This is a genomic window from Jeotgalibacillus sp. JSM ZJ347 (genome assembly GCF_044383825.1).
Classification (GTDB): Bacteria; Bacillota; Bacilli; order Bacillales; family Jeotgalibacillaceae; genus Jeotgalibacillus.
In genome coordinates this window covers 15,739-41,177 of the sequence record NZ_JBISEN010000001.1, presented here as the reverse complement: position 1 = coordinate 41,177, position 25,439 = coordinate 15,739, and the positions used below count along the sequence as shown (strand labels likewise).

Annotated in this window: 20 protein-coding genes, 1 riboswitch and 1 other annotated feature; of the genes, 7 read left to right on the top strand and 13 right to left on the bottom strand. The window is 44.2% G+C overall.

Annotation, left to right across the window (positions count from 1 at the left end; genetic code table 11):
* Positions 1-4: 4 nt before the first annotated feature.
* The 3 genes from pepV to ACH6CZ_RS00200 are packed head-to-tail and all read right to left on the bottom strand — an operon-like array spanning position 5 to position 3,310.
* Positions 5-1,468, bottom strand: coding sequence for a dipeptidase PepV (pepV, locus tag ACH6CZ_RS00210; protein WP_374095398.1), 1,464 nt, complete (start codon positions 1,466-1,468; stop codon positions 5-7).
* Positions 1,469-1,493: 25 nt separating this feature from the next.
* The gene (locus ACH6CZ_RS00205) at positions 1,494-2,624 is read right to left on the bottom strand and encodes an ABC transporter permease (RefSeq protein WP_374095396.1); all 1,131 of its coding nucleotides are present in this window, start codon (positions 2,622-2,624) and stop codon (positions 1,494-1,496) included.
* Positions 2,625-2,626: 2 nt separating this feature from the next.
* Positions 2,627-3,310 (bottom strand): ABC transporter ATP-binding protein, encoded by a 684-nt coding sequence (locus ACH6CZ_RS00200; protein ID WP_374095395.1) that lies wholly within the window; start codon positions 3,308-3,310, stop codon positions 2,627-2,629.
* Positions 3,311-3,587: 277 nt separating this feature from the next.
* Here ACH6CZ_RS00200 and ACH6CZ_RS00195 point away from each other — a divergent pair, with 277 nt between their 5' ends.
* Positions 3,588-3,806 (top strand): DeoR family transcriptional regulator, encoded by a 219-nt coding sequence (locus ACH6CZ_RS00195; protein WP_039810515.1) that lies wholly within the window; start codon positions 3,588-3,590, stop codon positions 3,804-3,806.
* Positions 3,807-4,020: 214 nt separating this feature from the next.
* On the opposite strand, the gene ACH6CZ_RS00190 is transcribed toward ACH6CZ_RS00195, so the two are convergent.
* Both ACH6CZ_RS00190 and ACH6CZ_RS00185 read right to left on the bottom strand, forming a co-directional pair.
* Complete coding sequence (locus tag ACH6CZ_RS00190; RefSeq protein WP_374095393.1) at positions 4,021-4,731, bottom strand: pseudouridine synthase; 711 nt, start codon at positions 4,729-4,731, stop codon at positions 4,021-4,023.
* A gap of 14 nt (positions 4,732-4,745) precedes the next feature.
* On the bottom strand, positions 4,746-6,362 hold the full coding sequence (locus ACH6CZ_RS00185; RefSeq protein WP_374095391.1) for a putative polysaccharide biosynthesis protein: 1,617 nt from the start codon (positions 6,360-6,362) through the stop codon (positions 4,746-4,748).
* 153 nt (positions 6,363-6,515) lie between these two features.
* Here ACH6CZ_RS00185 and ACH6CZ_RS00180 point away from each other — a divergent pair, with 153 nt between their 5' ends.
* On the top strand, positions 6,516-7,778 hold the full coding sequence (locus tag ACH6CZ_RS00180) for a BaiN/RdsA family NAD(P)/FAD-dependent oxidoreductase (protein ID WP_374095389.1): 1,263 nt from the start codon (positions 6,516-6,518) through the stop codon (positions 7,776-7,778).
* A gap of 179 nt (positions 7,779-7,957) precedes the next feature.
* Here ACH6CZ_RS00180 and ACH6CZ_RS00175 read toward each other — a convergent pair whose 3' ends face one another.
* From ACH6CZ_RS00175 to ACH6CZ_RS00165, 3 genes are all read right to left on the bottom strand, one after another.
* Positions 7,958-8,272 carry a rhodanese-like domain-containing protein gene (locus ACH6CZ_RS00175; RefSeq protein ID WP_374095385.1) on the bottom strand — a complete coding sequence of 105 codons (315 nt, stop codon included), beginning with the start codon at positions 8,270-8,272 and terminating at the stop codon, positions 7,958-7,960.
* A gap of 52 nt (positions 8,273-8,324) precedes the next feature.
* Complete coding sequence (leuS, locus tag ACH6CZ_RS00170; RefSeq protein ID WP_374095383.1) at positions 8,325-10,736, bottom strand: leucine--tRNA ligase; 2,412 nt, start codon at positions 10,734-10,736, stop codon at positions 8,325-8,327.
* 57 nt (positions 10,737-10,793) lie between these two features.
* Positions 10,794-11,004, bottom strand: a binding site (T-box leader).
* A 53-nt stretch (positions 11,005-11,057) separates the two neighbouring features.
* Positions 11,058-12,239, bottom strand: coding sequence for an MDR family MFS transporter (locus tag ACH6CZ_RS00165; RefSeq protein ID WP_374095382.1), 1,182 nt, complete (start codon positions 12,237-12,239; stop codon positions 11,058-11,060).
* A gap of 419 nt (positions 12,240-12,658) precedes the next feature.
* Here ACH6CZ_RS00165 and mnmL point away from each other — a divergent pair, with 419 nt between their 5' ends.
* Positions 12,659-13,618, top strand: a complete 960-nt coding sequence (gene mnmL / locus ACH6CZ_RS00160) for a tRNA modification radical SAM protein MnmL/YtqA (RefSeq protein ID WP_374095380.1) — start codon at positions 12,659-12,661, stop codon at positions 13,616-13,618.
* Positions 13,615-14,187, top strand: coding sequence for a tRNA 5-(aminomethyl)-2-thiouridylate-methyltransferase MnmM (mnmM, locus tag ACH6CZ_RS00155; RefSeq protein ID WP_374095378.1), 573 nt, complete (start codon positions 13,615-13,617; stop codon positions 14,185-14,187). Before mnmL ends, mnmM begins: the two co-directional genes overlap by 4 nt.
* Positions 14,188-14,406: 219 nt before the next feature.
* On the opposite strand, the gene ACH6CZ_RS00150 is transcribed toward mnmM, so the two are convergent.
* The 3 genes from ACH6CZ_RS00150 to ACH6CZ_RS00140 all read right to left on the bottom strand — a co-directional run bounded on the left by ACH6CZ_RS00150 (position 14,407) and on the right by ACH6CZ_RS00140 (position 17,401).
* A complete protein-coding gene (locus tag ACH6CZ_RS00150) occupies positions 14,407-15,408 on the bottom strand; it encodes an LLM class flavin-dependent oxidoreductase (protein ID WP_374095376.1) in 1,002 nt (333 codons plus the stop codon).
* Positions 15,409-15,490: 82 nt separating this feature from the next.
* On the bottom strand, positions 15,491-16,582 hold the full coding sequence (locus tag ACH6CZ_RS00145) for a tetraprenyl-beta-curcumene synthase family protein (RefSeq protein WP_374095374.1): 1,092 nt from the start codon (positions 16,580-16,582) through the stop codon (positions 15,491-15,493).
* Positions 16,583-16,597: 15 nt separating this feature from the next.
* On the bottom strand, positions 16,598-17,401 hold the full coding sequence (locus tag ACH6CZ_RS00140; RefSeq protein WP_374095373.1) for an alpha/beta fold hydrolase: 804 nt from the start codon (positions 17,399-17,401) through the stop codon (positions 16,598-16,600).
* A 111-nt stretch (positions 17,402-17,512) separates the two neighbouring features.
* Between ACH6CZ_RS00140 and ACH6CZ_RS00135 the strand changes: the two genes are divergently transcribed.
* Both ACH6CZ_RS00135 and ACH6CZ_RS00130 read left to right on the top strand, forming a co-directional pair.
* Positions 17,513-18,049: a gamma carbonic anhydrase gene (locus ACH6CZ_RS00135; RefSeq protein WP_374095371.1), complete on the top strand. Its 537-nt coding sequence runs from the start codon at positions 17,513-17,515 to the stop codon at positions 18,047-18,049.
* 12 nt (positions 18,050-18,061) lie between these two features.
* Positions 18,062-19,561: a potassium/proton antiporter gene (locus tag ACH6CZ_RS00130; protein WP_374095369.1), complete on the top strand. Its 1,500-nt coding sequence runs from the start codon at positions 18,062-18,064 to the stop codon at positions 19,559-19,561.
* A gap of 28 nt (positions 19,562-19,589) precedes the next feature.
* Here ACH6CZ_RS00130 and ACH6CZ_RS00125 read toward each other — a convergent pair whose 3' ends face one another.
* Together ACH6CZ_RS00125 and metK are read right to left on the bottom strand one after the other, a co-directional pair.
* Positions 19,590-21,698, bottom strand: a complete 2,109-nt coding sequence (locus tag ACH6CZ_RS00125; protein ID WP_374095367.1) for a type IA DNA topoisomerase — start codon at positions 21,696-21,698, stop codon at positions 19,590-19,592.
* Positions 21,699-21,958: 260 nt separating this feature from the next.
* Entirely contained in the window at positions 21,959-23,158 is a 1,200-nt protein-coding gene (gene metK, locus ACH6CZ_RS00120) for a methionine adenosyltransferase (RefSeq protein WP_374095366.1), read from the bottom strand.
* Between the two features lie 157 nt (positions 23,159-23,315).
* Positions 23,316-23,456: riboswitch (SAM riboswitch) on the bottom strand.
* Positions 23,457-23,820: 364 nt separating this feature from the next.
* On the opposite strand from metK, the gene pckA reads away from it, so the two are divergent.
* Positions 23,821-25,413 (top strand): phosphoenolpyruvate carboxykinase (ATP), encoded by a 1,593-nt coding sequence (gene pckA / locus ACH6CZ_RS00115; protein ID WP_374095364.1) that lies wholly within the window; start codon positions 23,821-23,823, stop codon positions 25,411-25,413.
* Positions 25,414-25,439 lie beyond the last annotated feature (26 nt).

Genomic DNA, 25,439 nt, shown 5'->3' with positions numbered 1-25,439 from the left:
ATGATTACTTTTCACATGCAAGCTGATAGATTGCCTCTGCGTAGATTGCCGTGGCTTTCAGTAAGTCTTCTATTTCAATATATTCATCTTTCTGATGCGCAACATCTTCTCTTCCTGGAAATAGTGCGCCGAACGCTACACCTTTTTCCAGAGACCTGGCGTAGGTGCCTCCGCCAATTGCAAGCAGCTTCCCTTTTTCACCGGTCTGGTTTTCGTATACTGACAGTAACGTCTGAACAAATGAATCATTTCCATCGACGTGGTGAGGTTTTGAATCATCCTTCACATCGATGCGAATATGATGGTTTTCCATTTCACCCGTCAGCCACTCCCGCTTCTGATCCATATCATAAGTGACCGGATAGCGGATATTGATGCCGAAATAAGCATCGTTCTCAGAATAACGTATTAAGCCGGTATTCAGGGTCAGATCCCCGCTGATCTCATCACTGCCTGAGATCCCAAGGGCGATCCCTCTTGAACCGTTATATAAGTATTTGTCAGCAAAAGTGGCGAATGTTTTTGAGCGGGCGTCAAGCTCAAATCGTTTTAAAAACCTGAGCAGCAGTACACCTGCATTTACACCGTTATCCGGCTCCATTGCATGTGCCGATTTCCCGTGCAACTCCATCGTTAGCAAGCCGCTTTTCACATAAAAATCACCATCTAACTCCTGCTCTTTTAAAAACTCTTCGTACTCCTGCAGCAAAAAGGTCTGCTCAGCATGGACAGTGAGTTCTGCTTTTGCATAGTCAGGCACCATATTGTATCTTTCGCCTGAGTGGAACGTATGCATTTCAATTTTAGGTGCATGCTCATCCGGATCAAATTGTGTCAGATGAAAGTCCGCATCCATGATTCCTTTTTCAGCATGAATCACAGGAAAGTCTGCATCCGGTGCGAAGCCGATTGTCGGCATTTCCTCTTCTTTGAAGTAATGATCCACACAGCGCCAGTCACTTTCTTCATCGGTTCCAATAATCATCCGTACTCTTTTATCCAGTTTAAGACCAAGTTCATCAATGATCTTCATGGCATAATAAGCAGCAATGGTTGGTCCTTTATCATCAATCGCGCCACGTCCATAAAGTCTGCCGTCTTTTATGTCACCTTCAAATGGAGGAAAAGTCCATCCATTCCCTGCCGGTACAACATCTACATGACACAGGATCCCAAGAAGATCGTCTCCGTCTCCCATCTCAAGATGTCCGGCGATATGACCGACATTTTTACTTTTAAAACCCGATGCTCTGCCGGCGTTCAATAAGTATTCCAGCGCGCGCTTAACCTCTTTCCCAAGAGGCGCCTCTTCAGTAGCGTCTGTTTCGTCCAGTACGCTCGGAATGGCGATAAGCTGCTGAAGCTCTTTTAATATGTCGTCTTTCCTTTTATCCACTTCATCCATCCAGCTGATCGTCACGGCAATCACCCCGTTCTTTGATAATGGTCCTATTATAGAACATTTCATCAACGGAATCACCATGAAATTTGATTCAGATGAAATAGAGCAGTAAGAAAACGATATAAGGGACAACTGAAATCATGTTGGTTTTACGCTTAATTTTAAAGTAGGCATCTTTCGTTTTATACTTCACACCGATCGCATGCTGATCAATCAGCTGAGCCCACATCTGCTGACTGACAGAAATTGTACCGAAAGCAAGGAAGGCCACAATGATCAGGTAAGCCCAGCCAGAAGGCACAAAAATTGCTGAAGCCCCTGCAGCACCTGCGAGTCTGAGAATGATATAAGTATACTCCCTGTTTCTCGCATAGTGCTTGATAAAGAGCTCTGCCATTGCTTTTTGCGGACCTGGCTGTTTAAAGATCCTCCCTGACTTTCTGAAAAACCATGGCTTGGAACGATTTTTGGATTTTGGCGGCGTTTCAACTTCATATGACATTGAAAATATTTTTTTAATAAACCTTGTTTTATAACCGCGCTCTTTTATCCCGTGATCGAGAATTCTGTTAGGAGACAGCAGGCTGTTTTTCAGTAATGCAGGGAGCATCATTATGAATCCAATGAGTGGTAATGCCGCTGCAAAAGGAATGGACAAACTGAGCCATGTCACAAAAATAGTGAACACAATTATGAAAATGCCAATCGAAATGACAACACCCCTTATTCGCCACCCTTTAAATCGCAGCCAGGCAAAATAAAACATTGCTTTTCCACTGACTTTTACCACTGTGACTGATACCCAGAATGCAGCAACCTGGATCCAGTCTGCAAAAAGAAAGTTGACCAGAAACGGTAACAGCAGAACTACTATCACACCGGTCTCTAAAAATGCAAATAACAGATTATAGATAAAGCTCTTTTTTAAAAGGGATTCAATCTGCGCTCTTCTTTTGATTAAAAAGACGCTGTCCGCCTCATACAAAAAAGTGCGCCATTTTGATGAAATCATCGTCACTGCCATCATAAGGGCGGCGAGCCTCCAGTCAAACCAGCTGAACCAGCCAGGCGGCTCTATCCAGAGTGACCTGTAAAAAAGACCGCTGAAAAAGATTACAGGCAAAATCAGATAGACAATGACCGTCCAGTCAATTGCTGTTTTAATGATCCCGTACTGGTAGTTGAAATCTTTATGTATTCTCGATCGCAGAAGTCCGCTCATCTTTATTCAGCCTCCGCAATACAGCCGTATAAATCTTCCGCACCGTAATCAGTGAGCACTTTCTGCAGTGTACCGTATGCTGAACACGTCCCTTCAGAGATAATAACGAACCTGTCACCAATTTTCTCAGCGGTATCGAGAATGTGGGTGCACATTAAAATCCCCGCACCTCTCTCACGCTCTTCTTCTATCAATTTCATAAAAAGCTTCACAGCAGATGGATCAAGTCCCATAAAAGGTTCATCAATGATCCACAGTGAAGGCTTCGTTAAAAGTGCAAGTAGCAGCATCGCTTTTTGCTGCATTCCTTTAGAAAAAGTGCCCGGCAGTTCGTGAAGCACTCTTGTCAGCTTAAATTTCCCAAGCCACTCTTCAGCCCGCGGCTTCCATTCTGACTCAGGTATTTCTTCAATGTCAGCAATAAACTGAAGATGTTCCTGAAGTGTTAATTCGTCATAAAAGACAGGCCGCTCCGGTATAAATGAGTAACGGATATTTTTTTGAAATACTACTTCCCCTTTTAAAAATGGGAGCTGACCCATGATTGCTTTTAACGTCGTACTTTTCCCTGCACCGTTAGACCCGATCATTATAAAAAGTTCTCCCGGCTGCAAATCAAAATGTATCTCATTAATAATCTGCTGATTCGGCTGGTAACTGCCTGATTGAATATGTACATTCAGCATGATCTCACATCCTTTTCCTTTATTACGGATGACAGCCTGAAAAGTTTCCGCCTATTTTAATGACGAACAATTTCTGAATTAATATGTTAATAGTTTGTAAATGGGTATAAAAGGGTAGAAATTTAATTAAATGAGGTGTACAATAAAATTGTCAGACAATAATGATTGTCGAAAAAGAATGAAAAGGGGCTGTCGTCAGGCACCAATTTTACTTCTGAGAATGATCACACTGTTAACCGTCGTCAATGCCATGGAAAAAAGATGAGGGAGTGGTTTTTTGAAACCAACTACGAACAGAATGCTGACGCGTATCAAATCTGTCTATATGTTCATTAAAGAAAACGGAACAGTGACTACAAATGATTTGGTAGATGAATTCGGCATTACACCTCGCACCATTCAAAGGGATTTGAATGTGTTAGCCTATAACGATTTAGTGACGAGTCCTAGTCGGGGCAAATGGACAACGACAGAAAAGAAAGTTAAAATTTCATAATTTGAACGTATAAAAGAGCAGCGGATTTCCGCTGCTCTTGTTTTGTGTCTATATAGACTCCGGAACCGCTAATCCTTTCCGCGGCCGCGCGGTGAGCCTCTTCGGCTTCGCCTGTGGGGTCTCACCTGTCGCTTCAATGCCGCAGGAGTCTTCCCCCCTCCGCTCCAAGGATCAGCTCAGTGGATCATACACTAAAACGACCCGGTAAAGTCTATTACCTCTGTTTAAGGCTGATCAATTCTTCCTCTGTTAATTCACGGTACTCCCCTGGTTCAAGGGCATGATCCAGTTCCAGCGGGCCCATGGAAAGTCTTTTGAGAAAGGTGACTTCTTTGCCGACGGACTGGAACATTCTTTTGACCTGATGGAATTTGCCTTCTGTGATGGTGAGCTCAATTTCTGAGGTGTCACCCCTTGATAGAATGACAAGTTCTCCGGGCTTTGTTTCATAGCCGTCGTCTAGGGTTACACCTTCTTTGAAGGCTTTGATGTCATCTTCTGTGACTTCTCCTGCGATGCGTGCAAAATACGTTTTTGCAACGTGTTTTTTCGGTGACAGCAGGTCGTGTGCCAGTCCGCCATCGTTTGTCAGGAGCAGAAAGCCTTCTGTATCTTTATCCAGACGACCAACTGGAAATGGTTCAAATAAATGATAGTCAGGATCAATCAGATCGATGACCGTTTCATGCATGCCATCTTCAGTTGCTGAAATCACGCCCTGCGGCTTATTCATCATGAGATAGATAAATTCACGGTAGTGTACCTCTTCACCATTCACATGCACAGTGTCTTTTTCAGGATTCACCTGATGCTTGCCATCTTTAACAGGCTTGCCGTCAACTGTCACAGCCCCTGATTTAAGCCATTTCTTCATTTCTTTTCTGCTGCCATAGCCCATATTGGAAAGCAGTTTGTCGAGTCTCATTTGAAACATCCTTTTTAAGAAAATTTATTACGCAAACGTGTCACGCGGTCACCGAACAGACGGTCAGCCAGACGTGATTTCATACTTAATACGGCATAGACGAATGCGCCTACCAGTCCGCAGACCGCTAAAATAATGACTGCATGTAATCTGTTCTCAGGATTCATCACCAGGTCCAGTCCGAAGTAGACGATCAGGACCGGGACAGCCATCACTGCATTAAAGATCAGCATCAGTAACGTTCGTTTCACAACCATTCTGTATTTATAAGCTGCAAAATATTTAATGACGAGTAAATTGATCACAATTGCTGCAACATAACCGATACTCGTTGCAAGAACAGCCCCCTGCACTTCCATCATCTGAACAAGCGGAATGTTCAGTGACAATTTAACAAGCAGACCGACAAGCAGGCTCAGCACACTCCAGCGCTGCTCATTAATTCCCTGCATCATGGCAGCCGTTACAGTATAAATCGCAAATAAAATCGCGATCGGCGCATAGGTTCTGAGCACCTCGGTACCCAGCTGATCGGCACCATAGAACACGGTATAAGCAGGCTCTGCAAGCAGAGCCAGTCCGATTGCTGCAGGCATTGTCAGAAACAGCAGGATCTGAAACGTCTGGTCTATCTGTCTGTTCAGGTTGCTCCAGTTACCTTTTGAAAAGCTGGAAGTAATAACCGGGATCAGCGTCATCGCAAATGCTGTTGCAAGTGACACTGGAATGATTACCAGTTTATGTGTTGTAAAATTCAGTATTTCAAGCTGAAGATCTGATACTGCTGCAAGTCCGATCGAGACCATTGCTCTGTTAAATGTAAGTGTATCAACTAACTGAAATAACGGGTTCGCTACGCCGACAAGTACGAATGGGATGGAATATAAAATAATTTCTTTATACATTTCCTTAATTGAAACGTCCATTTCGTTTTTACCGGTCGCACTCATTTTATCCAAGTGCGGCTTGCGTTTCAGATAGTACACAACCAGCAACGCAAGACTCGCGACACCACCAACGAAAGCTGCAAATGTGGCGACGGCGATTGCTTCTGTCATTGATCCATCCATCACAAACAGAACAATGTACACCCCTGCTAAAAGGAAGACAATACGTACAATCTGTTCAATGACATTCGATACAGCCGTAGGTCCCATGGATTCATAGCCCTGAAAGAACCCTCTGATCAAACTCATGACCGGAATAATAATTAAAGCAAAGCTCACTGCCCTGATAACTGAAATGACCTGATCAACACTAACCTCCTGATCATTTGACGCAATGACCATCTCAGCAAAAACTGGGGCGAACAGGAACATAATTAAAAATGATAAAATCCCGGTTAGAGACATTAAAATCAGACCGGAGCGGAATAACTTCCTCCCCACCTCATATTCACCGAGTGCATTATACTTTGATATAAATTTCGAGACGGCGAGCGGAACGCCAGCAGTCGCAATGGAAAGAAAAATCGTATAAGGGATGTATCCATATCCGTAAAGTGCGAGCGCACCAGGCTCATCACGTACCAGTTCGTTAAATGGAATCACATAAAAAAGTCCGAGAAACTTGGAAATAAAAGTACCTAACGTCAGAATAAACGTACCTCTGACAAGTGTGGATGTAGACATCTATTTATCTTCACTTCCTAATCATCTGACAAGAATTTTGACACTATATTAGAGTGTACTACCCCAATGGATGAATGACAATGATAAGTACATTGAATTGTCGGGTTTCCCGCGTTAGAATAAATGCATATTGCAGAAAAGAGTTGAAAATAAATGAAATATGATGTAATCATTGTCGGCGGCGGTCCATCGGGTCTGATGGCAGCAATCGCAGCCGGCGAGAAAAAAGAACGCGTTCTTTTAATAGATAAAGGTACAAAGCTTGGACGTAAGCTTGCGATCTCAGGCGGTGGACGCTGCAACGTGACAAACCGTCTGCCAATCGATGAAATTATTAAGCATATTCCGGGTAACGGCCGGTTTTTATACAGTGCATTTTCCGTCTTTAATAATGAAGATATTATTGCATTCTTTGAAGGGCTCGGCGTTGCGTTAAAAGAAGAAGATCACGGCAGAATGTTCCCTGTGTCAAATAAAGCACAATCTGTTGTGGATGCACTGCTCAGAAGACTTGGTGAGTTAAATGTAGAGATCAGAACAAATGCGCCGGTCGGGGATCTTTTAATTGAACATGAAAAAGTGATCGGGATTAAGACGAGAAACGATGAGGAAATTTTTGCAGATTCAGTTGTGCTCGCTGTTGGCGGAAAATCAGTTCCTCAGACAGGCTCAGAAGGCGACGGCTATCCCTGGGTTGAAAAAGCCGGGCATACAGTCACCGACCTTTTCCCGACAGAAGTACCGCTCCTTTCAAGTGAACCTTTTATTAAAAACAAATCATTACAAGGCCTTGCCCTGCGCGACGCGGCTGTCAGTGTACTGAAGAAAAATGGCAAACCGATCGTAACGCACCAGATGGATATGCTGTTTACACATTTCGGTCTATCAGGGCCTGCCATTTTGCGCTGCAGTCAGTATGCAGTAAAAGAAATGAAAAAACATAAAGGTGCACCGGTATCAGTCCGTATTAATGTCATGCCTAATCAAAATGCAGAAAGCGTCTTTCAGGAGCTGAACAAAATAGCAAAGGATGACGCAAAAAAAGCAGTGAAAAATGTCTGGAAAGGTCTTGCCCCTGAACGCTATATTCATTTTCTCATGGAGTTAAATGACATTGACCCGGATCAGCAGGCTGGAACCATTTCTTCAGAGAAAATACGAGGAATGGCCGGGTTGCTGACTGCTTTTGAAATGAAAGTAAACGGTACACAGTCCATTGAAAAGGCATTTGTAACTGGCGGTGGCGTTTCGATTAAGGAAATCGAGCCGAAAACGATGAAGTCTAAGAAGTGTGAAGGATTATTCCTGTGCGGCGAACTGCTTGATATTCATGGATATACAGGTGGATATAATATTACTTCGGCGCTTGTGACAGGAAGACTGGCTGGGAGTAATGCAGCTGGTGAGCCGGTTTAAATTTCTGGCGGAGTCAATATTGGATTGGAGCCTTGTGCAGGATCTGACCTAAGATTGTACCCAACTTTATTGAACCTGGTTCACTTCCAAAAACAAGTCACCATCTAAACCCGCCGCGCCGGCCATAAAACGCAAAAAAGCCTGGAATCTTCAAAAAGATTCCAGGCTTTTACTGTATCTTACGCTTTAGGCTTCGTCTCGCCTTCATACTCAAGCATTCCGCCTGTCATATTTGTTACCTTATAACCGTGGTCATGCAGGAACCAGCCTACATTTTCACTACGGCGGCCGGAACGGCAAATCACGATGTATTCTTTATCCTGATCCAATTCATCAAGATGCATTGAAATGTCTCCCATCGGAATATGAGTTGCCTGAGGAATCATCCCTTCAGCGACTTCATCATTTTCACGTACATCAATCAGGTTCAGATCTTCACCTGCTTCAAGCTTCGTTTGTACTTCACTTGCAGTAATTGTGTTTAATTCAGACATGTTCTCCACCCTTTCCATTTTGAGCATAATTAGATTATAACAATCACACCAGTTAATTCGCTACGATATTAACCAGTTTTCCAGGAACAGCGATCACTTTTCGGACTGTTTTCCCTTCAATGGCAGATGTCACTTCTTCCTGCTCCATTGCAAGTGATTCCATTTCTTCACGTTTTGCTTCACGCGGAACCATCAGCTTTTTCTTCAGCTTTCCGTTGATCTGGACAACGATCTCAACTTCATTGCTGACAAGTTTGGACTCATCAAATGTTGGCCATGCTGAATAGCTCAGCTCGCCTTCTCCAACTTTTTCCCATAGCTCTTCAGCAAGGTGCGGCGCAAATGGTGACAGCATTTTAACAAAGCCTTTGATGTATTCTGAAGGGATCACATCAACTTTATAAGCTTCGTTAACAAAGACCATCAGTTGAGAAATCGCTGTGTTAAAGCGGATGCCTTCAATGTCTTCTGTCACTTTTTTCACAGTCTGATGATACACTTTTTCAAGTGCTTCATTCGGCTGATCTTTTACTTTGTCAGTCAGTGCGCCTTCGTCTGTAACAAGCAGACGCCAGATACGCTCAAGGAATCTTCTTGCACCGTCAAGTCCGTTTTCAGACCATGCAACTGATGCTTCAAGTGGTCCCATGAACATCTCGTATACGCGCAGTGTATCTGCACCGTGTGTGCGGATGATCTCATCAGGGTTTACAACGTTCCCTTTTGATTTACTCATCTTTTCGTTATTTTCACCAAGAATCATTCCCTGATTGAACAGCTTTTGGAACGGCTCTTTCGTTGGCACCACACCGATATCGTAAAGGACTTTATGCCAGAAACGCGCATACAGAAGGTGAAGAACTGCGTGCTCTGCTCCGCCTACATAAATGTCTACAGGCAGCCAGTGCTTAATTTTCTCCGGATCAGCCAATGCTTCACTATTTGTCGGATCGATATAGCGCAGGTAGTACCAGCAGCTTCCCGCCCATTGAGGCATTGTGTTTGTCTCACGACGGCCTTTCATACCTGTCTCAGGATGAGTCACGTTTACCCACTCTTCAATATTCGCAAGTGGTGATTCACCAGTCCCTGAAGGCTTAATGTTTTCTGTTTTTGGCAGTTCAAGCGGCAGCTCAGATTCAGGTACACCTGACATTGTTCCGTCTTCCCAGTGAATGATCGGAATTGGCTCACCCCAGTAACGCTGACGGCTGAACAGCCAGTCGCGCAGACGGTAAGTGATTTTCTTTGTTCCAAGATTCTTTTCTTCAAGCCATTCAATCGATTTTGCGATCGCTTCTTCTTTGCCAAGACCGTCAAGGAAGCCTGAATTCACATGCTTACCTTCACCAGTGTAAGCTTCTTTAGAGATTTCTCCGCCTTCAACGACTTCACGGATTGGCAGGTTGAATTCCTGTGCGAACTCATAGTCTCTTTCATCATGAGCCGGTACAGCCATGATTGCGCCGCTTCCGTAGCTCATCAGTACATAATCTGCAATCCAGATCGGCATTTTTTCATCATTAACAGGATTGATCGCATAAGCACCTGTGAATACGCCTGTCTTCTCTTTTGCAAGATCTGTACGCTCAAGGTCACTCTTTGACTTGATCTCATTAATATAAGCATCAACTGCACCTTTTTGATCTGCTGTTGTGATTTGATCAACAAGCGGATGCTCAGGCGCAAGCACTGCATAAGTTGCACCGAAAAGTGTGTCAGGACGCGTAGTAAATACGTCGAAATTTTCTTCCGTGTTTTCAATATTAAATGTGATTTCAGCACCTTCAGAACGGCCAACCCAGTTACGCTGCATATCTTTAATGCTTTCAGGCCAGTCAAGCTCCTCAAGGTCATCAATCAGACGGTCAGCGTATGCAGTGATTTTCAGTACCCACTGCTTCATCGGACGGCGCTCTACTGGGTGTCCGCCGCGCTCACTTAAACCATCAATGACTTCTTCATTTGCAAGAACAGTTCCAAGTGCAGGGCACCAGTTCACCGCTACCTCGTCCACATAAGCAAGTCCCTGTTCATAAAGCTTCAGGAAGATCCACTGTGTCCACTTATAATATTCAGGATCCGTCGTGCTGATTTCACGATCCCAGTCATATGAGAAGCCAAGCTCCTGAATCTGACGACGGAATGTATCGATATTTTTCTTTGTAAATTCAGCCGGGCTGTTACCTGTATCAAGCGCATACTGCTCTGCAGGCAATCCGAATGCGTCCCATCCCATTGGGTGAAGGACATTATATCCCTGCATACGCTTGTAGCGTGAAAGAATATCAGTTGCTGTATAGCCTTCCGGGTGTCCTACATGAAGACCCGCACCGGATGGATACGGAAACATATCCAGTGCGTAAAATTTCTTTTTTGAAAAATCCTCGTCTGTCTTGAACGTTTTTTCTTCAAGCCAGTGCTTTTGCCATTTCTTTTCGATCACCTTATGATCAAAGCTCATACCAGTTCCTCCTAATGTAAAAAATTACCTTTAATAAACAAAAAACTCCCGCCCCAATCATGGGACGGGAGGTGCTTATACACTCCCGCGGTACCACCCAAATTCGTGTACACGCGCTCAAGTCCTTATCGCGGAAAACGGATCATGCTACTCTGTTTCGCATAATCGACTCAAAGGTGAGTTCACAGTGCGGCTGGTCTGCTTTCACCAAATGCAGACTCTCTTTTTCCAGCAGCTTTCTGTTACTAATCCTTTTCAACGTCTTAGTTTATGATGACTATTTTCTATTGTATTCAATTGACTCCGGGCTTGCAAGTATTTTTAAGCAGCCGCTTCCACTTCTTTTTTCTTTAGCGGAAGGTCATAAATAAACGTAATCCCAATCGAAATGACCAGCAATCCGATCAGCAGGAAAAATAAAGGTGTCATCCCGTAAAGGTCAACCATGATCCCGCCAAGAAGCGGTCCAATCATCCGTCCGCCGGTTGCTGTACTGTTCACGACGCCTTGATAAAAACCTTCACGTCCTTTTGGCGCCAGTCTGCTTGCAATTGTCGGTACCGCAGGCCAGATCAGCATTTCACCGATCGTTAAAATAATCATGGCTGCAAGAAAGCCCTGAAAGCTCCCTGCATACGCAGTGACAGCAAAAGAAACCATAAAAATCACTGTGCCAATTGCCATCTGAATTTTTAAATTATGCTCAAACCGCTTTACAATGGGTTTGATTAAAGGCTGACCTGCTACAATCAGCAGTCCATTGACAGTCCAGAGCACGCTGTAAAGTTCAAGCGGAATGTTGATCCGCTGCGTGTAATCCGCGATCGTCGACTGCCACTGAACGTACCCTACCCAGCACAGGAGGTATGCTCCACATAAAATGAGTAATGATGTAAAAGCAGCCTTACTTTTAACCCGGCCGCGCTCCTGCAGTACACTCGTCTGAATGTTCGGTTGAAGCTCAATATTTTTATAAGTTAGTAGTGCAATTAAAAAGAAAATGACATACATCACAAAATTGGCAATGAATATATAGTTAAACGAAAATGATGCTACAAATCCTCCCATGGCAGCACCTGCTGCTACACCAATATTTGTTGCAAGATAAATCGCATTAAACGCTTTCCTGCCACCCTCCGGCCAGACAGAACCGGCCATGGCATACATAGAAGGAAAAACAATTCCTGAACCGAAACCGATAAAAATCATAAAGAAAACATAATGAGGCCACCCATGCCAGATCATCAGACCGCCAACTGCAGTGAGCGTTATAATAATACCGGACATAATCGATCTGTAGCCGCCGATTTTATCAAACAGCACCCCGCCAAGCAGATTGCCAAGCACACTCGCACCGGCATTTGCCATCAGCACCAGTCCGGCAGTGGTCAGTGACTTCCCAAGCTCTCCACTGATATAAATTGTATTTAACGGCCACAAAAAAGAAGCCCCCGTTACGTTGATTGCCATCCCAATCACTAAAAACCACAAAGCACGCGGCACTGCTGTCCCTCTTTTCATTTATATTTCGTATACCAAATTATTTTACCGGGTAATATGTATAAATACAATATACTGGTAAGAAGATGGAGGATTCTTAATATTTGGTTTAATATTATGCGGGTGTTGCAATGTTTTATATTTCAAAATTACTGTGTATTTTAATGGTTAATGTACATACTCAGCCGATGATTTCCGGGGAGGACGGAGACTCCCGCCCCGGAAAAGGGCAGGTGAGATCCCGCAAGGCGGAGCCTGAGGAAGCTCACCGTCCGGGGGCAGGAAAGCGCAGTCCTCCCCCGAAATCACCGGCGTTATATATAGCGCTTTTTAATCAATCCACCTCCATTCAGTAGTCCCCCTCTGCAAATCATGGTAGAATGCCAAGAGTACGCTAAAAGCAATGAAGGAGGTTCACACCTTTGGCAACAGAAAACCCTTTTCAATATGCGGCTGACAACAAGCGCTATCATACATGGAACTATCATTTAAGAAATCATTTCGGACATAAAGTATTTAAAGTCGCGCTTGACGGCGGCTTTGACTGCCCAAACCGTGACGGCACTGTGGCCCACGGCGGCTGTACATTCTGCAGTGCTGCAGGATCCGGAGACTTTGCAGGAAACCGGGTTGATCCGCTTGAAGTGCAGTTTAACGAAATTAAAACGCGTATGCACCGAAAGTGGAAGGAAGGTAAGTACATGGCTTACTTCCAGGCATTTACGAATACCCACGCGCCGGTTGAAGTGCTGCGTGAGAAGTATGAAAAAGTACTCGGCTTTGAAGATGTTGTCGGACTCTCAATCGCAACACGTCCTGACTGTCTGCCGGATGACGTTGTTGACTATCTGGCTGAATTAAATGAAAGAACATATCTCTGGGTGGAGCTTGGACTCCAGACAGTTCATGAATCAACAGCTGATATGATTAACCGCGCACATGATTTTGAATGCTATAAAGAAGGCGTCAAAAAGCTCCGTGACCGCGGAATCAGAGTCTGCTCACATATTATTAACGGACTTCCCGGTGAAGACCGTGACATGATGATGGAAACTGCGAAGGCAGTTGCAGACCTTGACGTGCAGGGCATTAAAATTCACCTGCTTCATCTGTTGAAAGGAACACCGATGGTTAAGCAGTATGAAAAAGGCCAGCTCGAATTTATGACACAGGAAGAATATGTAGAGCTTGTATGTGATCAACTTGAAATTCTTCCACCTGAAATGATCATCCACAGAATCACGGGAGACGGCCCAATTGAATTAATGGTGGGACCAATGTGGAGTGTGAATAAATGGGAAGTACTGACTGGTATTGATCGGGCTCTGATTGACAGAGGCTCGTGTCAGGGCAGCAAGTATGTAAGTGAGGTGCGGTCATGAATCTGGACAGAATCCTTCCATATACAAGAACACTTTTAGAAAGAGCGGTTAAACCGGGGGAAGTGGTCATTGATGCTACTGTTGGTAACGGCAATGACACATTGTTTCTCGCACGCCTCGTCGGCGAGCATGGCAGGGTTTACGGATTTGATGTTCAGCAGGATGCAATTGCAGAAACAACATCAAAGCTTGAAGAATATGAACTGAAAAACCGCGTTCTGTTATTTAACCAGGGACATGAAACAATTGAAGAGACCCTCCCACCTGTTCACCATGGTGCAGTTGCCGGCGCAATCTTTAACCTCGGTTACCTGCCGGGCGGTGATGAAACGATCGTCACAAGACCGCGCACAACCATTGCAGCGGTTGAACAGTGTCTAAGCGTCATGCGCTCAGGCGGTATGATGATTCTCGTCATCTACCACGGTCACCCTGAAGGCGCCGTTGAACGAGACTACCTGTTACGCTACTGCGAAAAAATAGATGGCCTCGAAGCCCAGGTGCTGCGCTATCAATTTATCAATACACAAACACCATCGCCGTTTATTCTGGCGATAGAAAAGAAATAAAAAGCAGCCATGTGATTTGAAGAAAATCACATGGCTGTTTGCATTTTAATTGTAATCTGAGGCGAACGAAGCGGAAGGCGGCGACTCCATCAGGAGAAGTCGGACAGGTGAGACCCCGCAAGGCGAAGCCTGAGGAGGCTCACCGCCGGCCCTGCGGAAAGCGTCCGCCTGAAGCGCAGTAAGCCGGTTACAGCATGTTAACCCCAGTCCAACTAACCTTTACAGCATTCTCTCCGCAATCCGCTTAAATGAATTCAGCTTATCCTCAAAATCATAGGCAATCGTCGTCAGCATAATCTCATCCGTCTCATACTCTTCAGCAAGCCTATTCAGCTCTTTTTCAACATGATCAATATCACCAATCACCATGCGCTTCCTGTTTTCAAGCACACGCAGTCTCTCAAAATGACTATATTCATAAGCCATCGCTTTTTCAGGACTCGGCGTACCTTTAGACGGCATGCCCTGCTCAAGCATCACCATTGAAAGATCCAGGCTAGATGCAATCCGCTCAGCATCCTCCATCGTGTCACCGCAGATCGTAAATACCGCAACAGAATGTTTCGGCTTATCATAGTATTTTGAAGGCTTGAAACGTCTCAAATACTGCTGTGTATATGAAGGTCCTCCCTGTCCGTTGATGAATAGCGCAAATGTATACGGCACACCCATATCAGCTGCAAGTGCTGCTGATGAAGGACTTGATCCAAGCATCCAGAGATCCGGTACAGTCTGCGTAACAGGGGTTGCTTTAATGTTGCCATAAGGGTGATCCTCAGGCACATCATCATGCAGATACTGCAGAAGCTCAGCAGCCTGTTCAGGATAACGGTTCACATCACGCGGTTTCCCGTCTGACAGGGCATATGATGCTCTTGGCATTCCGCCCGGCGCACGGCCGATTCCGACATCAATTCTCCCTGGTGTCAGTCCTTCAAGCACTTTAAAGTTTTCAGCCACTTTATAAGCGCTGTAATGTGGCAACATCACACCGCCTGAACCTACTTTGATCCGTTCTGTTTTCGCTGCTAAATGGGCAATCAGTACTTCAGGGGAAGATCCGGCAAGCGTTGGTGTATCATGATGCTCAGATACCCAGAAGCGCTCAAACCCCAGGCGGTCTGCAAGCTGTGCAAGTTCCACCGTCTGCTTGAGACCCTGTTCAGCCGTTCCCCCTTCTGAAATAGATGATTGATCTAATATACTTAATGTCAATGACATGATTTCACTCCTCTCATTCTACATTATTGTAAAGTCCATTTAAAAAGTCGAATATTCCGCTCAGCGAAATATCCGACTCTTTTTATACCTGACTTTTAATATAAATGTTTCCTGATAGAACTTTCATGACATTTCTATACGCTCTTCCGTTCATATAAAAGAAGAAGCTTACCGCTCCGCTTGACCGGATCATCTTCCGCGCAAGGTTTCTTACTTTCTTCTGGCTGTTGACTTTATCATCAGATAAATAAACACCAAGGAGCCCTCTGTTGATCAGCATATGGAATCTGCTGTGCGGGAGTTTTCTCGTATGTTTGTCTGCCTCCCTGACAAAGTGTTGAAGCCTTTTAAAAAGGTTTTCCGGATTTTTATAATAGAAGCAGAAGTTGAGATCTCCCTCTTCCTGATCCTCTTGCTGGTCAATAAAATAATCGAGTAATATATGAAGTCCCTGTATGTAAGGAAAGTAACCTTCCCGGATAATGGCTGCATGCTCAGGCTTAAAATCCGATCTGAGCGCATAGGATACGAGACAGAAAATACCAAGCGTTGAGCCTGTACATGCTGAAAACTCGTACCATTCCATTTCGGGAAATTCACCTCGGTGGACTTCAAACCATTTCTGGAGTCGCGCCTCACGCTCATCTTCAGCCACGTGTTTGTGAATCTGCAGTTCACAGTAAATACGCGACAGATAAAGCAGTTCTTCCTTAATTAGAGGATAATTCGGAATTCTTGAGAGCACTTCCTGACAACGCAGCACAAGTCCTGATAAGTAATGATCTTCACTGTCTTCTCTCAAATGATAATAATCTCCCGGAACGGCTCCAACAGTCAGTGCATCTTCCATCGCCTGGTGAAGTGCTGCAAAATCCTCCGGATCAAGTGATGTGCTCCGGTCACACAGGTTATCAAGATAATCACTGATCGTCTGATAAGCCACGATGAATTCGATGGCGTCACGTTTCCCTTTTAAAGCTAAAAGAGACATAATACCGCCGCCTTCACAGTGAAAAGCCTTATTTGTCAGACTATCAATAGCCTGTTTTCTACACTCTTCATTTTCGATCTGCAGTGCTTTTTGCTTCCAGTAATAAAGCTCCCTGTGAACGATTGGGAACACTTTACGGTATACCTGATTCATCAGAAATAACGGTTCATTTGGAACTGACATGTGATTCCACCTCTTCTATAAATCATAGCCGATTGATCTTAAGCAATTTTTGACAAATGATTCTGCATAGTGAAAAACTTCATCACGTTCTGGTTCATTGAATAATTCATGGTAACACTGCTGCCATTCTTTATACTGAAATTCATCCAGGTTATGTGACAGCAGCCACTTCTTCCCCGGACCTGTATCTACAAGCTTGTTCTCACCGCTTTGCATCATTAAAACCGGTACATCAGGAAAGTCACTGTCCTCTGCTAAGGTTTGCTTCATTGCAAACAGCATTTCCCGATACCACCTGACCGATACCCTGGAGACATAGATCGGATCCTCCAGATCAAGCTCAATAATTTCATCGTTACGTGTTGCATCCTGAACGGTAAAGCCAAAAGTAAACCGGTGCTCAGGAGATAGTCTGTTCAGACTGCCTGATAGCAGATGACTGAATTTTGACGGGGTATGCTTATAGGCAAAGCTTGGATTTGACAAAATTAACCCTGCAATTTCGTATTTCTTTTTATACATCATTCTGACTGCAATTAAGCCGCCAAGTCCCTGGCCAAGTAAAAAGATCGGCAGGTTAAAAAGCATCGCCGCTTCAATCCATTGTTCTACTGCCGTTTCATATTCTTTAAAAGAGTCAATATGTCCTCTTTCTGTTCTCTTCACCATTCCCTGACCGGGGAGATCACCCATAACAACGTGATACCCTCTCTGACGCCACATTTCAATTAACCAGCCGTACCTGGCATGATGTTCAAGTTCACCATGAATCATCACGATCACGCCGTGTGCAATTCCATCAGTTTCCCATTTCCACATGACAAGAACACCTGCCTTTCAAATTCTTAGAAGTCTGTGTTGTGAAGTATCAGGTAAGCCTGTGTTAAAATAAACTATATCATATTTCAGATTGGACACAGGAGTGATTTGATGATTCTTTCTTATAAAGGACACAACCCTAAAATTGATGAAAGTGTATACATATCAAAAATGGCTACCATATCAGGTGACGTGAAAATCGGGGCTGAATCAAGTGTCTGGCCGGGTGCTGTCATCCGGGGAGACGTATCACCTACCATCATTGGTGATAAAGTAAATATTCAGGATCTCTCCATGCTTCACCAGAGTCCTAACCTGCCGCTTGTTATTGAAGATGAAGTGACAATTGGTCACCAGGTAACGCTTCACAGCTGTACAATCCGGAAAAATGCATTGATCGGAATGGGGTCTATTATTCTTGACGGCGCTGAAGTCGGTGAAGGTGCTTTTATTGGTGCAGGCAGTCTTGTGCCACCGGGTAAAAAGATTCCTGCGGGGATGATGGCATTCGGCCGCCCGGCAAAAGTGGTGCGCGAAGTAAACGAAGAAGACCGCGCGGATATGAAGCGAATTGTAAGAGAATATGCTGAAAAAGCACAGGTGTACAAAGAAGCTGAACGCAATCGCTTAGATGGAGACGATGTTTAATGAGTGACCGATATGCTGTTTGAATCATTCGGTAATGATTCATTTATTCTTCTAACGGGGTTATTACTAATAACAGGTGTACTTGTTGCAAAGTTTTCTAACAAGTGGGGACTTCCGGCGCTCGTTCTTTTTATTGTCATAGGAATGATTGTTGGCAGTGATGGTCTTGGAATTGTTTACTTTGATGATGCAAGAGCAGCACAGCTGATCGGGATCTTTTCACTTGTGATCATCTTATTTGAAGGCGGAATGCAGACGAAATGGCAGACTGTACGTGCAGTAGCACTCCCCTCCCTTTCTCTTGCAACTCTGGGCGTTGTGCTAACATCAGGAATTGTAGGCTATGCAGCATACCTGATCTTTGACGTAACACTGCTTGAAGGACTATTATTTGGTGCGATCGTCGGCTCCACAGATGCAGCTGCCGTTTTTTCAGTTTTAAAAGAACGGAACATCAAAGCAAAAATGGGTGCCACACTCGAAGCCGAATCTGGAACAAATGACCCAATGGCTGTTTTTTTAACCCTGTCTTTTATTGAACTGATCTCAAATGAAAATTCCTCTATCTGGGGATTGATTCCTTCATTTATTCTTCAAATGGGTGCCGGTCTTGCAATTGGTCTGATTCTCGGGCGAATTGCTTCATTTGCACTGAACCGGATCAAGCTTGATTCTAGTGGACTTTATCCAATTTTTTCTGTTTCTTTTGCATTATTAACATACAGTATTACAGCAATTGTTGGTGGTAGTGGATTTCTTGCGGTTTATGTAGCTGCACTTATTATTGGTAACAATGAATTAACCTACCGCTATTCTATTTTTCAATTCAATGAAGGTTTCGCCTGGATGTCTCAGATCCTGATGTTTATCATATTAGGTCTATTGGTATTTCCCGGAGAGTTATTCTCTTTAAATATCGTGATTAATGGATTGATCCTTTCAATTATCTTAATTTTTGTTGCTCGTCCGATTGCAGTTTTCTTATCGGTTGCAGGTATGAAGTATAAAATGAAAGAAAGAATTTTCATTTCATGGGCAGGTTTAAGAGGAGCCGTACCAATTGTTCTCGCGACATTCCCCGTAGTAGCAGGGCTTGAAAATGGGCAGCTGTTTTTTAATGTTGTTTTCTTTATCGTACTTACCTCAACGCTTCTCCAGGGTTCCACGATTTCATATGTGGCAAAGAAGCTGAATCTTGTGGGTCCTAAAAAAGATACACCTCACCATTCGTTGGAACTGATTTCAATCGGAAAAGCGAATGCTGAAATGATCCAGTTTCATACGAATAGGGATATTGCAATTGTAGGTCAGAAACTGAAGGACCTGAAATTCCCGCACCAGGCAACAATCAGTGCGATTGTGCGGAACGATCAACTGATCAGCCCGTATGGTGAAACGCAGATTAAAGCCGGAGATTTTCTGTATATTCTTGTGAATACTAAACACAAGGATGAAGTGAAAAAGCTGCTTGAAGAGAAAAAGAAAAAGCCGCAGGAAACTGCGGGTAAATAGCTAAAAGCGGATGAGCACATCCGCTTTTTCATTTGAATTCCATTTCAATTTTCCCATCCCTCAACACAAGGCGGGCACTGAATGTTTTACCTGCTTTACTTTTAAATCCTTTGATCATGCCTGTCTGACCTTTTTCACAAAGCGCTTTTATCTGTGCATCTGAAATTTTCTTTTTCAGAAGTAGTTTAGGGAGCGTCTGTTTGCAGCCCTGCTTATAATCGCTGCAGCCGAAGAATCCACCTTTATCCACCATGACACCCTTTTTACATCTTGGGCATACCGGCATTACGGAAGATTTTTTCTGAGCGCTTCCTGCCGTGGCTTTTACACTTCCCATCTGCTTTGGCGCTTCAGTGATCATATGCTGAATAAACTTGGCGATATTGTTCAGAAACGCTTCCTGACTGCCTTCTTTTCTGCCGATTTTCTTTAAATAGGTTTCCCACCTGGCCGTCATTTCAGGACTGCTCAATAACGTCCCGCCGATGACCTGACAGAGCGTAACGCCTTTATCTGTTACTGACACTGTATTTTTCGTAACTTTAATGTACTGCTGCTTTTTTAACGTATCAATGATGGAAGCACGCGTTGCCTCAGTCCCGATCCCTTCAACTTCCTTCAACATTGCCTGGTCCTGTTCATCTTCAAGCATTTTCCCGGCTGTTTTCATCATGGTGATGAGCTGTCCTTCAGTATAAGGCTTAGGCGGCTTCGTCATATCATCTTTGATATTCACAACAGATGCAATAACGTCACCTGTTTTAAGCGGTGGAAGAATTGTATCTTTTTTGGCGTTTTCACTGAACAGCTCTTTCCATCCACGCTTTTTCTCAATTGCTCCTTTTACACTGAAAATGAGCCCCTGAATATCCACATCCACCTGCGTTTCTTCATAATGATAATCCTCATGAAACATCGCAAGCGTGCTCCCAAGAATTTCGTTATAAATGTTTTTTTCCATCGGCTTCAGTTTTTCAATCCGGTCTCTCGATAGCACTTTTTTCGTCGGAATAATGGCATAGTGCTCCTGCACCTTGCTGTCTTGCACATATTTAGGCCGTGGCTTCGGATGAGCTATATCAAAAGAGGTTCCTGCTGCAGCTTTCATTGAATCAAGCTGACCGAACAAATAGCGGAATTCACTCATTGTGATGAACTGGCAATCTGTACGCGGGTAGGATACCAGCTTTTTCTCATATAGATCCTGGACTGTTTTCAATACATTGGACGGGCTGTATTTATATCGTCTGTTCATTTTCGCCTGAAGTGAAGACAGACTGTGAAGGCTTGGCGCCTGCATTTTCTTCAGTTTCTTTTCCGCTTTAGCAACTGTTCCCTTTGTGTCAGCACCATTCTCAATACCGTGCTGTTTCAGTATATCCGCAGCCTCTTCCATCTTTTTAAACGTCGTTTTATGCTTTGTCTGAAAAGCCTGTCCGCTTTCCTTATGATCAGCAATCAGCTGAAAGAACGGTTCGGGTTTAAAGTTTTCAATTTCATGCTGCCGCTGCCAGATCATATACAATGTCGGCGTCTGCACGCGTCCAAGACTGAACGGACCATCGACACCTCTTTCCTGTAAAAGCAGCGTATAAAGCCTTGAAATATTCATTCCGACAAGCCAGTCACTCACCTGTCTCGTCTGCGCTTCATCATATAGCGAAAGGTAATCGTCTCCATTACGCAGCTCCTGGAATCCTTTTCTGATCACATCTTTTTCAAGCGAATTAATCCATAAGCGTTTTGTCGGCTTATGCATCATCCCTGCCTGCTCAATAATGGACCGCGCAATATTCTCCCCTTCTCTGTCACTGTCTGTTGCTACGACAATCTGATCAGCTTTTCTGAGAAGACCTTTGACGATATTGAATTGCGCACGCTTGGCATAAGGAACAGTGAACTTGAATTCTTCCGGAATCATCGGCAGCGTATCGAGCTTCCAGCGCTTCCACTCCGGCTTATATTTCTGGGGTTCCTCTAAAGATACTAAATGACCGAATCCCCATGTAATTGCCGCTCCTCCCGGGAACAGCGGATCTTCAATATGAAAATAACCATCAGTTTTTCGTGATGTATGAAATGCATCAGCATAGCTTTTTGCCTGTGAAGGTTTTTCTGCGAGAATGACAGTAAACAAAGGAATTCCTCCTAGTATTGGTCCGAAGCATCAATCGGGGATTTGTGACTTTATCATATCATGTGAGTAGTGAGTTAGCGAACACTTATTCTGTGTTTGCGTGGCGTGGTTCGTGGAATGGTTGTCGATGTTCGGAGAATAAACGTGGTTGTTCAAAGAATACTAGATCGTGTTCGGAGAAAAGTGACATTTGACCTAACCCGCATCAACAAAAAAATCCGGAATATATCTCAAAGGATACATTCCGGATCTGAATCATATTATGCGTTAGCTTCTTGCTTCAGCGCATCCGCTTTATCTGTTCTTTCCCATGGAAGATCAAGATCATTACGGCCAAAGTGTCCGTAAGCAGCAGTCTGCTTATAGATCGGACGGCGAAGATCAAGCATTTTAATAATACCTGCCGGACGAAGGTCAAAGTGATTGCGGATCAGCTCTACAAGCGTCTCTTCGTCTACTTTACCAGTTCCGAAAGTATTAACTGAAATCGAAACAGGCTGCGCCACGCCGATTGCGTATGCAAGCTGTACTTCACATTTATCAGCAAGACCAGCAGCCACAATGTTTTTTGCAACATAACGTGCAGCATAAGCACCTGAGCGGTCAACTTTTGTTGCATCCTTACCTGAGAATGCACCGCCGCCGTGACGCGCATATCCACCGTACGTATCAACGATGATCTTACGGCCAGTCAGACCTGCATCCCCCTGAGGTCCGCCGATAACGAAACGGCCAGTCGGGTTAATGAAGTATTTTGTTTCTTCATCAATCAGTTCAGCAGGAACAACCTGGTTGATGACATGTTCTTTCAGATTGCGCTGGATCTGCTCCAGGCTGACTTCCGGGTGGTGCTGCGTTGAGATAACAATTGTATCAACACGTACCGGTTTGTCGTTTTCATCATACTCAACCGTAACCTGTGTTTTACCATCAGGACGCAGGTAAGGAAGAATATCTTCTTTACGCACTTCAGTCAGACGGCGTGACAGTTTGTGAGCAAGTGAGATTGGCAGTGGCATCAGTTCAGTTGTTTCGTTATTTGCATAACCAAACATCAGTCCCTGGTCACCGGCACCGATTGATTCGATTTCAGCGTCAGTCATCTGGCTTTCACGGTCTTCAAGTGAGCGGTCAACTCCTGCAGCGATGTCAGGTGACTGCTCATCAATCGAAGTTAATACTGCACACGTATCCGCATCAAAACCGTATTTAGCACGTGTATAACCGATTTCTTTGATCGTTTCACGTACGATCTTAGGGATATCTACATAAGTAGAAGTTGAGATTTCTCCCGCTACCAGAACAAGTCCGGTTGTAACAGAAGTTTCGCACGCCACACGGGCATTCGGATCATCCTTTAAGATTGCATCAAGAATTGAATCAGAAATCTGATCACAGATTTTATCCGGATGTCCCTCAGTTACGGACTCGGATGTAAATAAACGACGTTTTACAGACATATAAGTCTCCTCCTTGTGAAGCAAATAGTCGACGGTACTCATTACCCTTAGAGATCGAACGTTAACCTACCAGATCATCCAAGTTTCGGCTAAAAATAAAAGAAACCTCTCCCCAATCGCATGTTTGAGGAAAGGTTCATAATCAGTTCGCCTTTCACTCTTATCGTTCAAGACAGTTGTCTTGCTCCAGGTTAGCACCTTCGCTCCAATTGTTTGGACCGCAAAAGCATCACGCTTTTTTGCAGAGCAGGTTGCTGGGTTTCATAGGGCCTGTCCCTCCACCAGCTCGGGATAAGAGTATCCGTTCAAAAAACTATCATACGGAAATGCATGTCTAATGTCAATCATAATATGTATGATGATGAGAAGTTTTCTTGATCTTGCGTTTATTTTAATCCATTGTTGTACTTGCACAGCTGTTAATTAGAGCGTAAGGGGGCGGCTCGCAGGAAGGGACATGTGAGGCAACGGCGAAGCCTGCGGGCTCACCGCCCGGCCACGGAAAGCGTCCCCCCTGGAGCGAAAATTAACAGCCAACTTCGAGGAAGATAACAAAATAAGATTTTTTAATGAAATCCGCAATTAGTATAGACTATTCGTTTGAATGTGTTATACTAATTTCGAACAAAGGTGAATGACTTACTGAAAAGGTGGGAGATAACATGACAACAATCCGAAACACTTCAGAATTAAAAGAACTATTAATGAGTGAACGCGTGAATAAGAACCTTTCTGTACCCCAGCTAGTTGAAAAAGTATTAATGAGAGAAGAAGGTACAATCACTTCAACAGGCGCTGTCAGAGCTGAAACGGGGACTTATACAGGCCGCTCTCCTAAAGATAAATTTATTGTAGATGAAGCTTCTGTGCGTGACAAGATTGACTGGGGTAAAGTCAATCAGCCGATCTCTGAAGACTCATTTGACCGTTTATATACGAAAGTACTGAATCATCTTGGTGAAAAAGAAGAAGTATTCGTCTTTGAAGGCTTCGCAGGTGCTGACGCTGCTTCCCGCCTTCCAATCCGCGTTGTTAACGAGCGCGCATGGCATAACCTCTTTGCTCACCAGCTGTTTATCCGCCCTGAAAAAGGTGAAGCATGGACCAGCCAGAATGAAGCACCGTTTACCATTTTATCTGCGCCTTCGCTAAAGGCAGATCCAAAAACAGACGGCACAAATTCAGAAACATTTATCGTTGTATCATTTGAGCAGCGTACCATTTTAATCGGTGGTACTGAATATGCAGGTGAGATGAAAAAATCCATTTTCTCAGTCATGAATTACCTGCTGCCGCAAAATGATATTCTGCCGATGCACTGTTCTGCAAATGTTGGAGCAGAAGGTGACGTTGCACTGTTCTTCGGACTTTCCGGAACTGGTAAAACGACGCTTTCAGCAGATGCTGACCGTAAGCTGATCGGGGATGATGAGCACGGCTGGTCTGATAACGGCGTCTTCAATATTGAAGGTGGATGTTATGCAAAATGCATCAACCTTTCAGAGGAAAAAGAGCCGCAAATTTTTGATGCAATCCGCTTTGGTTCAGTCCTTGAAAATGTCGTACTTGACCCTGAGACGCATGAAGCGGATTATGATGATTCTTCATTAACTGAAAACACACGTGCTGCGTACCCGCTGCAGGCGATGAAAAATATTGTTGATCCGAGCAGAGCCGGTCATCCGAATACAATTGTCTTCCTGACAGCTGACGCATTCGGCGTACTGCCTCCGATCTCAAAGCTGACGAAGGAGCAGGCAATGTATCACTTCCTGAGCGGCTATACATCAAAGCTTGCCGGTACTGAAAGAGGCATTACTGAACCTGAAGCAACATTCTCAACATGCTTCGGCTCACCTTTCCTTCCGCTTGAGCCGACTGTATATGCTGAAATGCTCGGTAAAAAGCTAGAAGAGCATGATGCTGAAGTCTACCTTGTGAATACAGGCTGGACTGGCGGCGCTTATGGCACTGGATCTCGCATGAAGCTTGCCTACACAAGAGCAATGGTCAGAGCAGCACTTCACGGTGAACTAGCAAATGCAGAAACAGCGAAAAATGGGCTGTTTGGTCTTGAAACACCACTTCACGTACCTGGCGTACCTGATGATGTACTGCAGCCGAGATTTGCATGGAAGAATGAAAGTGCTTATGAGGAAAAAGCGATGGAGCTTGCAATAAAGTTTAAAGAGAACTTCAAAAAGTTCACTAGCGTTGATGAAAGCATCGCCAAGCTTGGCGGTCCAATCGTATAATCATTTAGAGCGTATCGGCACAATGC

What these genes read in the sequence shown, in the direction of transcription:
- pepV (WP_374095398.1), bottom strand. Translation starts at nt 1,468, where the DNA reads ATGAAATGTTCTATAATAGGACCATTATCAAAGAACGGGGTGATTGCC.
- ACH6CZ_RS00205 (WP_374095396.1), bottom strand. Translation starts at nt 2,624, where the DNA reads ATGAGCGGACTTCTGCGATCGAGAATACATAAAGATTTCAACTACCAG.
- ACH6CZ_RS00200 (WP_374095395.1), bottom strand. Translation starts at nt 3,310, where the DNA reads ATGCTGAATGTACATATTCAATCAGGCAGTTACCAGCCGAATCAGCAG.
- ACH6CZ_RS00190 (WP_374095393.1), bottom strand. Translation starts at nt 4,731, where the DNA reads ATGAGACTCGACAAACTGCTTTCCAATATGGGCTATGGCAGCAGAAAA.
- ACH6CZ_RS00185 (WP_374095391.1), bottom strand. Translation starts at nt 6,362, where the DNA reads ATGTCTACATCCACACTTGTCAGAGGTACGTTTATTCTGACGTTAGGT.
- ACH6CZ_RS00180 (WP_374095389.1), top strand. Translation starts at nt 6,516, where the DNA reads ATGAAATATGATGTAATCATTGTCGGCGGCGGTCCATCGGGTCTGATG.
- ACH6CZ_RS00175 (WP_374095385.1), bottom strand. Translation starts at nt 8,272, where the DNA reads ATGTCTGAATTAAACACAATTACTGCAAGTGAAGTACAAACGAAGCTT.
- leuS (WP_374095383.1), bottom strand. Translation starts at nt 10,736, where the DNA reads ATGAGCTTTGATCATAAGGTGATCGAAAAGAAATGGCAAAAGCACTGG.
- mnmM (WP_374095378.1), top strand. Translation starts at nt 13,615, where the DNA reads ATGAATCTGGACAGAATCCTTCCATATACAAGAACACTTTTAGAAAGA.
- ACH6CZ_RS00150 (WP_374095376.1), bottom strand. Translation starts at nt 15,408, where the DNA reads ATGTCATTGACATTAAGTATATTAGATCAATCATCTATTTCAGAAGGG.
- ACH6CZ_RS00145 (WP_374095374.1), bottom strand. Translation starts at nt 16,582, where the DNA reads ATGTCAGTTCCAAATGAACCGTTATTTCTGATGAATCAGGTATACCGT.
- ACH6CZ_RS00140 (WP_374095373.1), bottom strand. Translation starts at nt 17,401, where the DNA reads ATGTGGAAATGGGAAACTGATGGAATTGCACACGGCGTGATCGTGATG.
- ACH6CZ_RS00135 (WP_374095371.1), top strand. Translation starts at nt 17,513, where the DNA reads ATGATTCTTTCTTATAAAGGACACAACCCTAAAATTGATGAAAGTGTA.
- ACH6CZ_RS00130 (WP_374095369.1), top strand. Translation starts at nt 18,062, where the DNA reads ATGCTGTTTGAATCATTCGGTAATGATTCATTTATTCTTCTAACGGGG.
- metK (WP_374095366.1), bottom strand. Translation starts at nt 23,158, where the DNA reads ATGTCTGTAAAACGTCGTTTATTTACATCCGAGTCCGTAACTGAGGGA.
- pckA (WP_374095364.1), top strand. Translation starts at nt 23,821, where the DNA reads ATGACAACAATCCGAAACACTTCAGAATTAAAAGAACTATTAATGAGT.